The 13,131-nt window shown below is 61.8% G+C and carries 16 protein-coding genes and 1 CRISPR repeat array; of the genes, 10 read left to right on the top strand and 6 right to left on the bottom strand.

The genetic code is table 11. The features are described 5' to 3' along the window. Nucleotide 1: 1 nt before the first annotated feature. Together Q0X18_RS14585 and Q0X18_RS14580 are read right to left on the bottom strand one after the other, a co-directional pair. Complete coding sequence (locus Q0X18_RS14585; protein WP_297563636.1) at nt 2–1,072, bottom strand: LLM class flavin-dependent oxidoreductase; 1,071 nt, start codon at nt 1,070–1,072, stop codon at nt 2–4. Between the two features lie 58 nt (nt 1,073–1,130). After that, entirely contained in the window at nt 1,131–2,141 is a 1,011-nt protein-coding gene (locus tag Q0X18_RS14580; RefSeq protein WP_297563634.1) for a polyprenyl synthetase family protein, read from the bottom strand. A 412-nt stretch (nt 2,142–2,553) separates the two neighbouring features. Continuing rightward, a CRISPR array of direct repeats spans nt 2,554–3,432; the repeat unit is 35 nt; unit sequence GTTGCAAACAAAAAGCCCCGTAAGGGGATTGAAAC. 95 nt (nt 3,433–3,527) lie between these two features. Between Q0X18_RS14580 and Q0X18_RS14575 the strand changes: the two genes are divergently transcribed. Continuing rightward, nucleotides 3,528–3,821: a hypothetical protein gene (locus Q0X18_RS14575; RefSeq protein ID WP_297563631.1), complete on the top strand. Its 294-nt coding sequence runs from the start codon at nt 3,528–3,530 to the stop codon at nt 3,819–3,821. A gap of 102 nt (nt 3,822–3,923) precedes the next feature. Beyond that, nucleotides 3,924–4,586 (top strand): PspA/IM30 family protein, encoded by a 663-nt coding sequence (locus tag Q0X18_RS14570; protein ID WP_297563629.1) that lies wholly within the window; start codon nt 3,924–3,926, stop codon nt 4,584–4,586. Nucleotides 4,587–4,663: 77 nt separating this feature from the next. Here the strand turns inward: Q0X18_RS14570 and Q0X18_RS14565 are convergent, their stop codons facing one another. Next, the gene (locus tag Q0X18_RS14565; RefSeq protein ID WP_297563628.1) at nt 4,664–5,422 is read right to left on the bottom strand and encodes a hypothetical protein; all 759 of its coding nucleotides are present in this window, start codon (nt 5,420–5,422) and stop codon (nt 4,664–4,666) included. 25 nt (nt 5,423–5,447) lie between these two features. Between Q0X18_RS14565 and Q0X18_RS14560 the strand changes: the two genes are divergently transcribed. The 4 genes from Q0X18_RS14560 (at nt 5,448) to Q0X18_RS14545 (ending at nt 9,235) form a co-directional block, all read left to right on the top strand. Further along, nucleotides 5,448–5,921 (top strand): hypothetical protein, encoded by a 474-nt coding sequence (locus Q0X18_RS14560; RefSeq protein WP_297563626.1) that lies wholly within the window; start codon nt 5,448–5,450, stop codon nt 5,919–5,921. Nucleotides 5,922–5,930: 9 nt separating this feature from the next. After that, complete coding sequence (locus Q0X18_RS14555; protein WP_297563624.1) at nt 5,931–6,611, top strand: hypothetical protein; 681 nt, start codon at nt 5,931–5,933, stop codon at nt 6,609–6,611. Between the two features lie 129 nt (nt 6,612–6,740). Beyond that, a complete protein-coding gene (dxs, locus tag Q0X18_RS14550) occupies nt 6,741–8,606 on the top strand; it encodes a 1-deoxy-D-xylulose-5-phosphate synthase (RefSeq protein ID WP_297563622.1) in 1,866 nt (621 codons plus the stop codon). Continuing rightward, nucleotides 8,606–9,235 (top strand): MBL fold metallo-hydrolase, encoded by a 630-nt coding sequence (locus Q0X18_RS14545; protein WP_297563620.1) that lies wholly within the window; start codon nt 8,606–8,608, stop codon nt 9,233–9,235. Before dxs ends, Q0X18_RS14545 begins: the two co-directional genes overlap by 1 nt. Before the next feature lie 37 nt (nt 9,236–9,272). Here the strand turns inward: Q0X18_RS14545 and Q0X18_RS14540 are convergent, their stop codons facing one another. After that, entirely contained in the window at nt 9,273–9,929 is a 657-nt protein-coding gene (locus tag Q0X18_RS14540) for a DUF2726 domain-containing protein (RefSeq protein ID WP_297563618.1), read from the bottom strand. 68 nt (nt 9,930–9,997) lie between these two features. After that, nucleotides 9,998–10,357, bottom strand: coding sequence for a rhodanese-like domain-containing protein (locus Q0X18_RS14535; RefSeq protein ID WP_297563616.1), 360 nt, complete (start codon nt 10,355–10,357; stop codon nt 9,998–10,000). Between the two features lie 103 nt (nt 10,358–10,460). Between Q0X18_RS14535 and Q0X18_RS14530 the strand changes: the two genes are divergently transcribed. Genes Q0X18_RS14530 through Q0X18_RS14520 form a run of 3 tightly spaced genes read left to right on the top strand, consistent with a single transcriptional unit; the run spans nt 10,461 to nt 11,793 of the window. Then, nucleotides 10,461–11,138: a thioredoxin family protein gene (locus Q0X18_RS14530; protein WP_297563615.1), complete on the top strand. Its 678-nt coding sequence runs from the start codon at nt 10,461–10,463 to the stop codon at nt 11,136–11,138. After that, on the top strand, nt 11,135–11,497 hold the full coding sequence (locus Q0X18_RS14525) for a rhodanese-like domain-containing protein (RefSeq protein ID WP_297563614.1): 363 nt from the start codon (nt 11,135–11,137) through the stop codon (nt 11,495–11,497). Before Q0X18_RS14530 ends, Q0X18_RS14525 begins: the two co-directional genes overlap by 4 nt. Before the next feature lie 8 nt (nt 11,498–11,505). After that, nucleotides 11,506–11,793, top strand: a complete 288-nt coding sequence (locus tag Q0X18_RS14520; protein ID WP_297563613.1) for a metal-sensitive transcriptional regulator — start codon at nt 11,506–11,508, stop codon at nt 11,791–11,793. 145 nt (nt 11,794–11,938) lie between these two features. Here Q0X18_RS14520 and Q0X18_RS14515 read toward each other — a convergent pair whose 3' ends face one another. Continuing rightward, on the bottom strand, nt 11,939–12,121 hold the full coding sequence (locus Q0X18_RS14515) for a hypothetical protein (protein ID WP_297563612.1): 183 nt from the start codon (nt 12,119–12,121) through the stop codon (nt 11,939–11,941). Between the two features lie 72 nt (nt 12,122–12,193). On the opposite strand from Q0X18_RS14515, the gene Q0X18_RS14510 reads away from it, so the two are divergent. Continuing rightward, nucleotides 12,194–13,000 (top strand): IS5 family transposase, encoded by an 807-nt coding sequence (locus Q0X18_RS14510; RefSeq protein ID WP_119342530.1) that lies wholly within the window; start codon nt 12,194–12,196, stop codon nt 12,998–13,000. Nucleotides 13,001–13,131 lie beyond the last annotated feature (131 nt).

The following is a 13,131-nucleotide window of genomic DNA, read 5'->3' as shown; positions in this document are numbered from 1 at the left end:
TTCAGATCGTGGCAACGCTTGCGTTGCTTCTGGAGGCGATCTCCCTCCGCACCACCGGCGCTACCTCGGTGCCGAGCAGCTCGATGGCCCGCAGAACCTTGCGGTGCGGGAGGGTGCCCACGGTGAGCTGGAGCAAGAAGCGCTGGTGGCCAAAAATTTTGTGCTGGAACAGGATTTTCTCGACAATCTGCTCGGGGTGGCCCACAAAGTTGGCCCCGCGCAGGCCGGTGGAGGCCTCGTACTGGGCGCGGCTCTGGGGGGGCCAGCCGCGCTCCTGTCCGATGCGGTTCATGATGTAGCTGCTGCTGGCGTAGGCCAGCTCGAGGGCCTCCCGGGGGTCGTCGGCGATAAAGCCGTGCGAGTTGACGGAAAGGGGCTGGGGGGCGTGGCCCAGCCGCCGGGCGGTCTGGCGGTAGAGGTCGAAGAGGGGGGCAAAGCGCTCGGGCATCCCGCCGATAATGGCCAGGGCCATGGGCAAACCCAGCGTGGCAGCCCGCACCACCGACTGGGGTGTGCCGCCCACCGCCACCCAGACCGGCAGGGGGTTCTGCACCGGACGGGGATAAACCGGCTGGTCGTGCAGGGCGGGGCGGAAGCGGCCGCTCCAGGTGACGCGCTCCTGCTCGCGGATTTTTAGCAAAAGCTCGAGCTTCTCCTCAAACAGCGCGCTGTAATCGTCCAGGTCGTAGCCAAACAGCGGAAACGACTCGATAAAAGAACCCCGCCCGGCCATAATCTCGGCCCGGCCCCCCGAGAGCAGATCCAGGGTGGCGAACTGCTGGAAGACCCGCACCGGGTCGTCGGAGCTGAGCACGGTCACGGCGCTGGTGAGCCGGATGCGCCGGGTGCGCTCGGCAATGGCGGCCAGAATTACCGCCGGGGCCGAGGCCAGGTACTCCTCGCGGTGGTGCTCGCCCACCGCAAACACGTCCAGCCCCACCTGGTCGGCCAGATGGGCCTGCTCGAGCAAGTCCCGCATGCGCTGGGCGGGGTCTTGAAGCCGACCGGTGTAGGGGTCGGGGGTGTTTTCTACAAAGGTGTAGAGGCCAATTTCAAAGGGCTTGGGTTCCATGCTTGCAGTTTACTTTTTATAGCGCTAGTAAACCTGGACTGGATTACTATGGGCGGGCTTACGCCTCCCGCCGCACCAGGCTTTGCAGGATTTCCAGCACCAGCGCCCCATAAGCACCCCGTGGGGCCCCGCGCAGCACCGGCTCGAGCGCCTCCAGCCCCTCGGCCAGCAGCCGCTCGGCCACCTGCTGGGCATGGGCCACCGCCCCCGACTGCAACAGCCGCTGGTGCAGCCACTGCACCTCCGGGGCCGGCTTTTGCTCCCTGGGAATGCGCAGCAGGGCCTCGGCCCGGCGGCGTTCCTCGGGGCTGGCCTGCTGCAAAAAGCGCAGCAAAATAAGGGTGCGCTTGCCCTCCCACAGGTCGCCGGCAATTTCCTTGCCGTACTTGGCGGGGTCGCCCATCAGGTTGAGCACGTCGTCCACAATCTGAAACCCGATGCCGAGCTTCATCCCGGCCTCGCTGAAGGCGGCGGGCGGCTCTGCCCCGGCGGCCAGCGCCCCCAGCCGCAGCGGGGCCACCGCGGTGTAGTAGGCAGCCTTCTGGCCCACCATCTCCAGGTAGTCCGGCTCGCCTAGGTCGAAGCGCTGCCCCTCCATCCAGCTCATCTCCAGATGCTGCCCCTGGGCGGTTTGCTCCACCATGTGCACGAACTCGAGCAGCACCGCCCGGGAAGCCCCCGCCTCCACCAGCAGGGCCCACTGCCGGGCATGCAGCGCGTCACCGGCATTGAGGGCCAGCGGCACCCCGTACAGCTTGTGCAAAGCCGGTTTGCCGCGCCGTTCGTCGGAGGCGTCCTCGATGTCGTCGTGAATCAGGGCCCAGTTCTGGAAAAGCTCGAGCGCCGCCGCAACCGGCAGCACCCCCGCCAGCGAAGCCCCGTAGGCCAGCCCGGTGTACACCAGCAGCGTACCCCGCAGCATTTTGCCGCCGCGCTCGGGGTAGTCGCGCAGCATCCGGGCAAACTGGGCCAGCTCGAGGCGGGTAGCCGCCTCGGGCTTGGGCAGCGCGTCCAGCAGGTATTGCTGGATGGCCGCCCGCACCTGGGCCGGAGAAAGATCGGCAACCATGCCCAAATACTACCCCCACCCGCCCCCGCCCGACACCCGTTACAACGAGCGTAAACCCCGCCCAACCCGCCAAAAATGCCTGCGCGATCGCACCCCACCCCACACTAAACCTAGCCTGAAGCCAGTCCAGCACAGCATGGAAACACTTTCACCAAATAACCCATTATGTTTTGCGCAAAATGCTATAATGCTGTTGTCGAGCAATTCGACAGCGCACTTTGAAAGCCAGTTTTTGCGATGAAAAAGGCAAACCCACGCCACAAAAAATCTAAAAGTGTGGGAAAGTAAGCCCTCATCGCAAAAAACGCACTTTTTACCCCAGTTATCCACAGGGGGGCTGTGGATAACTCCATTTTCTCATAAATACCCCCTCCAGCACCCCTGTACAGCACGGCGTTTAACGGGGTATGCTGTTGCAAACAAAAAGCCCCGTAAGGGGATTGAAACACCCAAAGCCTCAGAGGCTTGTGCACCAGCACCCTCGGACCATGTGAGTTGCAAACAAAAAGCCCCGTAAGGGGATTGAAACGAACTGAGCCGGCTCATAGTGTCGATGGTTCGCTCTAACGGGTTCAGTTGCAAACAAAAAGCCCCGTAAGGGGATTGAAACGACGACGCCGAGCGCTTGCAGAAGTGGGCCACGGTGACTGGGGTTGCAAACAAAAAGCCCCGTAAGGGGATTGAAACCCGGTGCTGATTATGACGGCGACATTGGGTACATCTTCCCGTTGCAAACAAAAAGCCCCGTAAGGGGATTGAAACCACCTCCAACAACCGGTCTTGTTCCTCGTGTTTGCCGCCCGGCAGTTGCAAACAAAAAGCCCCGTAAGGGGATTGAAACCACAGTTTCGGGGCGCATGTCCTCTTCCGACCCTAACCTGCAGTTGCAAACAAAAAGCCCCGTAAGGGGATTGAAACGTGGGCAGCCCGCTTGTAGCGCCGGACGGTGGCAGGGCGCTCGTTGCAAACAAAAAGCCCCGTAAGGGGATTGAAACTACTGACTGGCGAGGCCAGTCAGTATGCGGTGTGGGCGCTGGGGTTGCAAACAAAAAGCCCCGTAAGGGGATTGAAACTTGAAGCCAGTGCGCTGGACAGAACAAGCCGGGATAACCGGGTTGCAAACAAAAAGCCCCGTAAGGGGATTGAAACGTGACGTGGACGAAAGCCCCCACGTGTACCGGCGCTTGCGTTGCAAACAAAAAGCCCCGTAAGGGGATTGAAACTATCCTCATCCCCCTCTTGGAGGTACTGGCGCTTGGCGATAGTAAAAGCCCCGTAAGGGGATTGGAGTCACCCCCTAAACGGCTGCCCTGGAAAGCTTGGCGGCCGTCTGGGGGCTGGCTGTTGTGACCAAAAAGCATCTTATGAGTGGAGTAAGCTTTAAAGATGGCAAAGTTGGTTCAGAAGTACAACCCCTACACAAATAAATTCGAGATGGTTCCAGAAGACTGGGTTTTGCGGTACAACCCCTTCCAAAACCGCCACGAGTTTGCCCCAGCGGGCAACGGGTTCTCGTATCTGCCAACCAACGGCGAGTTTTCGGCTATTCCTGCGCCGCCGAAATACAACCCGCACCAGGAGACCTTTTCGCCGGGCAAGAGGGACTGGGAGCCGGTGTACAACCCGCTCGAGGGCGAGTTTGAAATACGGCCAACAAAAAAAGACGACCCCGAGTGGTGAAGCGCCGTTTGGGGCGTTTGTCCGGCAAAACCCGGCTTTGTGCGCGGCGGAGGTTGTGAGGGGGGTGGGGGTGCGCTACACTGGGTTGCAGGAGGAACAACTATGGGTATTCTCGACCGCCTTTCCCGCCTGATTCGGGCCAATATCAACGATCTGATTAAACGGGCCGAAGACCCGGAAAAAATCATCGAGCAGGCCCTGGAGGATATGCGCTCCACGCTGCGCGAGGCCCGGATGGAGGTGGCCGAGGCCATGGCCGAGCTGAAGAAGCTCGAGCGCGAGCAGCAAAGCTACGCCGAGCAGGCGCGGGCCTGGGAGCAAAAAGCCGCCGAGGCCCTCAAGGGCGAGCGCGAAGACCTGGCCCGCGAGGCTCTCAAGCGCAAACAGCAGGCTCAGGCCCTGGCCGATGGCTTTGCCCAGCAGGTGGCCCAGCAACAGTCCCTGGTCAACCAGCTCACCACCCAGCTCAAGGCCCTGGAAGGCAAAATTCAGGAGTCCGAGGCCAAGAAAGCCCTGCTCATTGCCCGCAAGAAGGGCGTGGAGGCCGCCGAGACGGTGCGCAGGTTCGAGTCCAAGGTAGACGCCCACAGCGCGGTGGAGGCCTTCGAGGACATGGAGCGCCGCATCGAGGCCATGGAGGACAAGCACGCGGCCCTTTCGGAGCTGGACAAAAGCGACGTGGAGAAGGAGCTGGAAAGCCTGGGCAGCAACAAGGCCGTTGAAGACGACCTGGCCCGCCTCAAGCGCGAGCTGGGGATGGCGTAGGGCGCGTTACAGCATTGATTGCGGATAGTTGAAAGCAGGCAGAACCCCCGAGCAAATCGGGGGTTATTGCTTTTGGACTAGCTAGAGTTGTGGGTGGTGGCTTCGGCTAAAGCTAAAGCAAGACCGGCTTTGGGTGAGAGTCCCAGCGGCGGGTAGCCCAGGGCCTGAGCGGCGGGGTCGCCCTCGAGGGCTACCAGCAGGGTGGGGTAGTGGGTGCTGTCGAGGTGGGGCTCGAGCACCGCCCGCGTGTAGGCCAGCTCCTCGTCGTCGAGCCACTGCACCGCACCGGCAAACCGCAGGGCCTGGCCCTCGTAGACCAGGATTTCTCGTAGCGTTTTCGGTATCGCCTGGTGGTACGACCAAGCTGCTTGATAGAGGTGCAGCCGGGTCTGCTGGCGGATGTACTCGGGGGAGGGCTTCTCGGAAGTCCAGCAAGGAATTGAGACCCAGCCGTAGCGGTGGGCGAGGGCCAGCTCCCGCTCGCTCAGCCCCCATAACCCTTTTTGGGTGGTGTAGCGGTGGGTCCAGCCGCCCCTGGCATCGTCCAGCACCGTGAGCGAAACCTTGAGCTGGGCCTGAACTGCGGGTAGCTGCTGGGCGGCCTCCTCCATCGCAGACTGGGCCAGGGCCTCGGCCTGCAAGGCCAGCAGTTCCTGCACATAGGCCAGTGCGTGTTCTTTGGCCATGGGGTTGGCGGCAATCAGGGGCACCAGCTCCACGTCGTCGCCCTGGGCGTTCAATACCTTGGCTAGATAGGCCCGGAAGCGCGTGGGGTCTCGAGGCTTCCGATAGAGCTCCTCCAGGTGGTGCAGCAGGGGTACGTACTGCCAGGGCATACCTATAGCGTATCCTTAAGGCAACATGGCCGGTATTGCCCTGTTGGAGCTGATGCTCTTGTTGCTGGCGGTGGGGCTTTTGGTCTGGGTGTTTGGGGCCAGCCGGAACCTGCCACCCGCGCAAGAAGAGCAGGCCCACCGGCTGGAGGCCGCCCTGGCCGAGATTGGGCGGCTGGGGGGGCGGCTGCCCCATCTGCACGATGCGCTCAAACCGGCCCAGCAGTACGGGCGAGACCTGCGTAAGCTGCTGCCGCAACTGGCTGAGCTCGAGCGTTTTTTAGCCAAGCCCAGCACCGAAGGCCCCACCCGCGACCGCCTGCTGGTGCGCCACCACGAGCTTATGCGGGGCTTTGAGCGGGGTGTGGAGTACCTCGAGCGCCTGGGGGCCGAGCTGTTGCTGGTCTCGGGTTCCGAAGAGCCCCCGGCCCTGGCCGAGCTGCCGCAGCTCTTAATCGAATTGCGCGAGGTTTTACATCCACCCCACCCCACCCGAGGGTAAATTGGGGCGATGCGACGAATTGCCCTGCTACTACTGCTGCTGCTGGGGGCCTGTGCACCCCGCGCCACCGAACCCCAGACCAATACCGCCCTCATTCAGGGCCCGGTGGGTTTTTACCCTTCCCAGCCGGGGCTGGACTGGGTCTACCTCCCGCCCCGGGCTTCCCTGGGCGACCCGCCGGTGCGTTTATCGGTGCTGGGCCCCACCACCTTTGAGGGCCAGCCGGCCATCCGCTACCGCCTGAGCGGACGGGGCCTCGAGCGCTCCTACTACCGCCAGGTGGACGCCAGCGGGGTGCGGCTCCTGGGCATGGAAGACTTCGACCGGCTCCAGGTGACCCGCTACACCCCCCCCATCCAGGAATACCCGCCCCAGGCCAGCCTGGTGGCAGGGGCGCGCTGGGGCGGCCAGACCCGCGAGGTCATCGAGCTGCGCACCGGCAACAACGTGACCCGGGTGAGCGACCGGGTGCTGGACTACACCTACACGGTGCTGGGCAAGTCCAACGTGACCGTACCGGCGGGCAGCTTCGAGGTGTTCCGCATCGCCTGGGAGGTGCGCGACCCCCGAAACCCCAGCCTGCGGGAGGGCTTCGAGATCTGGTTTTACCCTGGGGTGGGCGAGATCTACAGCTCGGTGAACTTCAGCGACCAGGGTGGGCTTTCGCTGATTGACCGCAACTTCAAATAGACCAATCGCCAACCAACGGGCACGGCCCTTTGTTCCCTGGGGTACTGCAAGCGGCCCACAAACCCCTAGAGTTGTGAACAGGATACGCGCGACAGTCGGGTTATCACCGGGTCGTTTTGGGAGGCATATGTGATTCTGCAAAAGGTCAACCAACCGCAAGACCTAAAAACCCTCTCGCAAGAAGAGCTGCTGCAACTGGCCGAGGAGTTGCGTAGCGAGATTATCCGGGTGTGCGCCCAGAACGGCGGCCACCTGGCCTCCTCGCTGGGGGCGGTGGAGCTGATTGTGGCCCTGCACCGGGTCTTCGACTCGCCCAGGGATCGCCTGTTGTTCGATGTGGGCCACCAGGCCTACGCCCACAAGATTCTGACCGGGCGCAAGGAAGTCATCCATACCATCCGCCAGGAAGGGGGGATCTCGGGCTTTACCAAGGTCTCGGAGAGCGAGCACGACGCGATTACGGTGGGCCACGCCTCCACTTCGCTGGCCAATGCCCTGGGCATGGCCATTGCCCGCGATACCCTGGGCGAAAACTACCACGTGGTGGGCATCATCGGCGACGGGGCCCTAACCGGCGGGATGGCCCTGGCTGCGCTCAATGTGATTGGCGAGCGTAAGCCCAGGCTGCTGATGGTTCTCAACGACAACGAGATGTCCATCTCGGAGAACGTGGGGGCTCTGAACCGCTACTTCAAGGAGTACCAGACCAAAAAGTGGGTACAGGACACCCAGAAGTGGGGCAAGCATGTTCTGGAGGGCATCTCGCCCCGGCTCTTCAACCTGGTAGACCGGGCCAAGGAGGCCGCCAAGCTGATGCTGCACCAGGAGAACCCCTTCTACGCCTGGGGCATCCGCTACGTGGGGCCGGTGGACGGGCACGACCTGCCGGGCCTGATTCACATTCTGGAGCAGATTAAAGAACTCGACGGCCCCACCCTGCTGCACATCGTGACCCAGAAAGGCAAGGGCTACGGGGTGGCCGAGGAAGACCCCATCTACTGGCACGGGCCGCCCGGCTTCAACCCCCAGAACCCCGAGAAGGTGAGCAAGGGCTACTCCTGGTCGGCGGCCTTCGGCGACGCGGTGACCGAGCTGGCCCATAAGGAGCCCCGGCTTTTCGTTATCACCCCGGCCATGCGCGAGGGTTCGGGGCTGGTGAAGTACTCCCAGACCCACCCCGAGCGCTACCTGGACACCGGCATCTGCGAGGATGTGGCGGCCACGGTGGCGGCGGGTATGGCCCTGCGGGGCCTCAAGCCGGTGCTGGCTATTTACTCAACCTTTATGCAGCGGGCCTACGACCAGATCATCCACGACATCGCCATCGAGAACCTGCCGGTGGTGTTTGCGGTGGATCGGGCCGGGATTGTGGGGGGCGATGGGGCCACCCACAACGGGGTTTTCGATATCGCCTACCTGCGCACCGTGCCCAACGTGCAGATTGCTGCCCCCAAGGATGCTTTGGAGCTTCGGGCCATGCTCAAGAAGGCCCTGGAGCTGGGCGGGCCCATCGCCATCCGCTACGCCCGCGACAACGTGGAAAAAGTCCCCGAGGGGGCCTGGCCCGAGATCGAGTGGGGCCGCTGGGAGGTGCTGAAGGAGGGCTCCAGGGCCTATATACTGGCCTTTGGCAAGACCCTCAAGTATGCCCTCGAGGCCGCCCAGGATCACCCCGAGATTGGCGTCATCAACGCCCGTTTCCTCAAGCCGGTGGACAAGGGGATGCTGGAAGCGCTGGCCCTCGAGGGCTACAAGCTGGTGACCACCGAAGACCACCAGAAGATGGGGGGCTTTGGCAGCGCGGTACTGGAAGCCCTCAATGAACTGGGCCTGAAACCCGATATCCGCGTGCTGGGCCTGCCGGATGTCTTCTACGACCACGGCTCCATTCCCCGCATGCACCGCGAGGCCGGCATTGACGCTGCGGCCATCCGGGCGGCCCTGGCCGAGATGGGGGTTTCGCTTCAGACGATTGGCGAAGCAATAAAGCCTTGATGCAAGTTTTTTCGCTGACCGCCAACCTGTACTTGCTGGACACCCCGGAGGGTTTATTGCTGGTGGACTCCGGCATGCCGCAGGAGAACCAAAGGCTGCTGCGGCACCTGGGGGGGCGCAGGCCGGTGGCCCTGCTGCTCACCCACCACCACCTCGACCATGTGGGCGGGGCCCGGATGCTCTGGGAGCGCTACGGGCTGCCCATCTACGCCCATCCGCTCGACATCCCCTTCATTAGCGGGGAAGCGCGCCGCCCACCTTTTCCGCCCATTCCCTGGCTGGGTGACTGGATTGCCAACAGCCCCCGGCCGGTGCCCAGAGAAGCTCTGACACCCGTTGAAGAAGGCGCGGAAGTGATGGGCTGGCAGGTGGTGCACCTGCCCGGCCATACCCCCGGTCAGATTGGCCTGCTGCGCGAAGGGGTTTTGCTGGCCGCCGACGCGCTGCGGGTAGGTGCGAAAGGCCCCTGGGTTCCCCCGGCCATGGTCAACCACGACACCCAACAGGCCCGGCGCACGGTGGGGAAGATCGCCCGCCTCGAGGCCCAGAAGATCTACGTGGGGCACGGGCCGCCCACCACCCAACAGGCTGTAAAGGCGCTGGCAAAAAGACTGGGCTTGCCGGAGTAGTAGCTTTAGGTGGGTAAGCCGTCCCCAGTACTGCCGTTTAATTATTGATGGATACAATCGATCTGCACTCTGGATAGCGACTACAAGCCCAGAAGAGCTTACCTGCGTGCTCACCCCGGCTGGCCTGGCGTTTGACCATTGGGGCAGCACACTTAGGGCAGGTTGGGGTTGCAGGTGCTGTCGTGCCGGAGGATTGTGGGTTTGCTTCGAAGCCCAGCATACTTCGTACCTCTGACAGACTGTAGGCACTCTTGGCTGGGACACGAATTAAGCGCAAACCTGCTGATTCTAAAGCGGCATTCACAAAAGTGTCGCGTTGGACGCGTTTGTCGGAACTATGACTGCTGTCGTCGAGCTCTATGGCATACATCACTTCGGTGGTGCTGGGATCTACTAAAACGAAGTCCAGATGCTTGCGGTCAATGCGATTGAGCGCTGTACGCCAGTCTGAGCGGGACAGGCTTGAGGCCGGTTGGATAAGGTCGGCTAGACGAACCTTGGCGTGAATATGGTAAGTATTGCCAACGGCTTGTTGAAGTACACCATAAAACGAGCGCTCGGCAGGGCTGAGCAGGGCATGTTTCTTGGTGTAAGTAATCGAGGCGGATCGGGCGGAGCCATCCCGGTTTTTCCCCAAGAACACCCAGCCTAATAAAATCAAAAAAGCGATAAACGCTAAAAGCAATACTTCCATATGTCTCACTCTAAAGCTCGCTCGAGCAGGGTAGGGTTTTTCTGCACCAATAAGACCGCTTGAGGACTTTAGCGCTGCAAGTCGCCCTTCTTCACCGGCAACCCCGCGGCCTGCCAGGCCGAAATTCCCCCGGCCAGGTTGTAGACCTCGAGGCCCTTCTCGGCCAGAAACTCGGCGGCCTGCTGGCTGCGGCTGCCGCTCTCGCAAAAGCAGATGATGGGCCGGTCTTTGGGCAGGCTTTCCCAGCGCCTGGGCAGCTCGGCCAGCGGCAGGCCCTGGGAGCCCGGTATTTTGCTTAGTTTGCGCTCGAGGGGGGTGCGCACGTCAATCAGAAGCGCCCCGGCCCTGAGCTTTTCCTGGGCTTCTAGCGCACTAATCCGGGGCACCCTGGCCCCCAGACCCAGCAAATTTTTGAACCAACCCCACATGCTTTTCAGTCTAGTGGTCAACCACCCTTGCGAAATATATCCCCTGGGGGTATACTGAACATACCGGTAGGGGTATATGTGGCCCCTCGCCAAAGGAGAAATCATGTTTTTAGACGAGAAAATTCAAGCCCAGGTGCGTGAAATGCTGGCCCCCATCCAGAACCCCGTGGAAGTGGTGGTCTTTACCACCTCGGGCCTCGAGCTGCCCGGCCAGGAGGTAGGGCTGCAGGACGAAACCCTGGGCCTGCTCAAGGAAGTGGTGGCCCTGAACCCCCACCTGAGCCTGGAGCAGCGCTCCATCCACTCCGACCCCGAGGCCCAGGCCTTGGGCCTGAGCTATGCACCCACCATTCTGCTGCGGGAAAAAGGCTCGAACCGCAACAACATCCGCTTCCTGGGACTGCCGGCTGGCTACGAGTTCAGCACCCTGATCGAAACCTTGCTGATGCTGGGCACCGGCGAGAGCAAGCTGGGTGAAAAGTCGCAGGCCGATCTGCAAAAAGTTGCCTCGCCGGTACGTATGCAGGCCTTCGTGACCCCCACCTGCCCCTACTGCCCGCAGGCCGTGCTGGCGACCTACAAGCTGGCCTACCACAACCCCAATATCATCGCCGAAGGGGTAGAAGCCAGCGAGTTCCCCCAGCTCTCGAGGCGCTACAACATCTCGGGGGTGCCCGATACCATCATCAGCGGCACGACCCAGCAGCGCATTCTGGGTGGGCAGCCCGACCGGGTCTTCGTGGAGGCGGCCATCAAGGCCAGCGCTGGGGTGGTGGCATGAGGCTAGCAGCCCTTCTGCTCCTGACCTTGCTCTCCTGGGGGCTGGCCCAGCCTAAGATTGTCACTGTAGACGATCTCAAGGCGGCTTTGTCCAACCCCAAGGTGTTCGTGATTGATGTGCGTACGCCCCAGGAGTTTGCCCAGGGTCACGTGAAGGGCGCGGTCAACTGGCCGCTGCAGGAGATTGAACGCTGGTGGAACCGCGTGCCCAAGGATCGGCCGGTCTATATCCACTGCAACACCCAGAACCGCAGCGCGGTGGCGGTGCAGTACTTGATGGGCAAAGGCTACCGGAACCTAAACCTGGTAACCGGCGGCATTCAGGCCTGGATGTCCCGTAGGTACCCCGTCACCCGGTAGGATCTGCTATGTCCACCGCTTCTGAACCCACCCCCAACGCCAGCTTTGGCCCGGACGAAAAAACCCGTATTATCCACCGGTTGCGCCGTCTGGAAGGTCAGGTGCGCGGTCTGCAAAAGATGGTGGAGGAAGACCGGGAGTGCCGGGAAATTCTCACCCTGTTGAGCGGGGTGAAGAGCGCGTTGGAATCGGTGGGGGAGGAGATCCTGGAGGCCTACCTGGCCCAGTGCCAGGCCGACCTCGAGCCCCCCACGCCGGCGCAACTGGTCGAGGTGGTGCGGCTGTTGCGGAAGTAACTTTCTGTAATACGCATTCTGGCGGTATCGCTCACTTTTGAAGGTCCAAACGATACTGCCGGAATGCCCTCCTACTCCCTTCGGTCGGCTCGAATCCTTCACCTCTGACTACGCATGGCGGTGAAGGATTCAAGCGGAAACGGTATCAGATATTTACCACTTTGGAGCCCCAGATGGTCGGAATGCCGACAAGAGGGCCTTTTTCGGGGAAGTGGCAGTCCCGAATGCGCATGCATGCAGTTTGCTCGGGCTGGGATGCTGCGTTGTACCAAGCCACGGCCCCAATTGCAAACACCGAAAGTAAGGTCAAAACAACGACAACCTTCATAAACTCTCCTTTCGTGCGTTAGAATCTACAAACCACCTTACCCAAATCAGGCACTGCAGTTATGTTTAGAGCATGAACCGCCGTGCTTACCCATCGGACGTCCGTGATGAGGAATGGGCTCTGGTGCTGCCCTATTTGACCCTCGCCCCGCTGGAAGCACCCCAGCGCAAGTACGACCTGCGCGAAGTGTTCAACGCCCTGCGCTGGATGGTTCGAACCGGTGCTCAGTGGGACTACCTGCCCCACGACTTCCCACCCCCCCATATCGTTCAGGCGCAAGCCTACCGCTGGATGAACCGGGGGGTCTTCGAAGACCTGGTACACGACCTGCGCATGACCCTGCGAATGCTCCAGGGCAAAGCCGCCCATCCCAGCGCTGCCATCTACGATGCTCGCACCCTACAGTCCACCCCGCAAAGTGGGGAGCGGGCCGGATACGATGGGTACAAACGACGCAAGGGAAGCAAAGTTCACCTGGCGGTAGATACCCTGGGGCATCTGCTGGCCCTGGTAGTAACGGCGGCCAGTGAACAGGAACGGGCCCAGGTGGGAGCCCTCAGTCAACAGGTGCAGGAAGTGACGGGGGAGCAGGTGGAAGTGGCCTTTGTGGATCAGGGTTACACTGGGGAGGAAGCGGCACAAGCGGCAGAGGCGGAAGGCATCGCCCTGTGTGTGGTCAAGGTGGAAGGGGCCAAACGAGGATTCGTGCTGCTGCCGAAGCGTTGGGTGGTGGAACGTTCGTTTGCCTGGACATCCCGGTTTCGCAGGCTGGCGCGAGACTATGAGCGGCTGGCTGAGACCTTGCGAGGTTGGCACTGGTTGGCTTTTTCGATTCTGATGACAGCGAAAACTGTGGAGCTTTTACGAACAGCTAGTTAGCAGGCTCTAGGTTAGCTGTTTTTTTTTTGCGTGTCAAGGCCTAAGATAGTCTGAGGATTCGGTGCAGGTTTGAACCACTTATCCGCCGCTATGGGTTTTTTCGTTTCCAGACAAACAGTTTCAAATGAGTT

It is taken from the genome of Meiothermus sp. (genome assembly GCF_026004075.1).
GTDB lineage: Bacteria > Deinococcota > Deinococci > Deinococcales > Thermaceae > Meiothermus.
Note: the sequence above shows the minus strand (reverse complement) of the source record. Positions and strands in the feature narration are given on the sequence as shown.

Bases quoted from the DNA above. Each gene is read 5' to 3' on its own strand.
- Q0X18_RS14585 (WP_297563636.1), bottom strand. From the start codon at position 1,072: ATGGAACCCAAGCCCTTTGAAATTGGCCTCTACACCTTTGTAGAAAAC.
- Q0X18_RS14580 (WP_297563634.1), bottom strand. From the start codon at position 2,141: ATGGTTGCCGATCTTTCTCCGGCCCAGGTGCGGGCGGCCATCCAGCAA.
- Q0X18_RS14575 (WP_297563631.1), top strand. From the start codon at position 3,528: ATGGCAAAGTTGGTTCAGAAGTACAACCCCTACACAAATAAATTCGAG.
- Q0X18_RS14570 (WP_297563629.1), top strand. From the start codon at position 3,924: ATGGGTATTCTCGACCGCCTTTCCCGCCTGATTCGGGCCAATATCAAC.
- Q0X18_RS14565 (WP_297563628.1), bottom strand. From the start codon at position 5,422: ATGCCCTGGCAGTACGTACCCCTGCTGCACCACCTGGAGGAGCTCTAT.
- Q0X18_RS14560 (WP_297563626.1), top strand. From the start codon at position 5,448: ATGGCCGGTATTGCCCTGTTGGAGCTGATGCTCTTGTTGCTGGCGGTG.
- Q0X18_RS14555 (WP_297563624.1), top strand. From the start codon at position 5,931: ATGCGACGAATTGCCCTGCTACTACTGCTGCTGCTGGGGGCCTGTGCA.
- Q0X18_RS14545 (WP_297563620.1), top strand. From the start codon at position 8,606: ATGCAAGTTTTTTCGCTGACCGCCAACCTGTACTTGCTGGACACCCCG.
- Q0X18_RS14540 (WP_297563618.1), bottom strand. From the start codon at position 9,929: ATGGAAGTATTGCTTTTAGCGTTTATCGCTTTTTTGATTTTATTAGGC.
- Q0X18_RS14535 (WP_297563616.1), bottom strand. From the start codon at position 10,357: ATGTGGGGTTGGTTCAAAAATTTGCTGGGTCTGGGGGCCAGGGTGCCC.
- Q0X18_RS14530 (WP_297563615.1), top strand. From the start codon at position 10,461: ATGTTTTTAGACGAGAAAATTCAAGCCCAGGTGCGTGAAATGCTGGCC.
- Q0X18_RS14525 (WP_297563614.1), top strand. From the start codon at position 11,135: ATGAGGCTAGCAGCCCTTCTGCTCCTGACCTTGCTCTCCTGGGGGCTG.
- Q0X18_RS14520 (WP_297563613.1), top strand. From the start codon at position 11,506: ATGTCCACCGCTTCTGAACCCACCCCCAACGCCAGCTTTGGCCCGGAC.
- Q0X18_RS14515 (WP_297563612.1), bottom strand. From the start codon at position 12,121: ATGAAGGTTGTCGTTGTTTTGACCTTACTTTCGGTGTTTGCAATTGGG.
- Q0X18_RS14510 (WP_119342530.1), top strand. From the start codon at position 12,194: ATGAACCGCCGTGCTTACCCATCGGACGTCCGTGATGAGGAATGGGCT.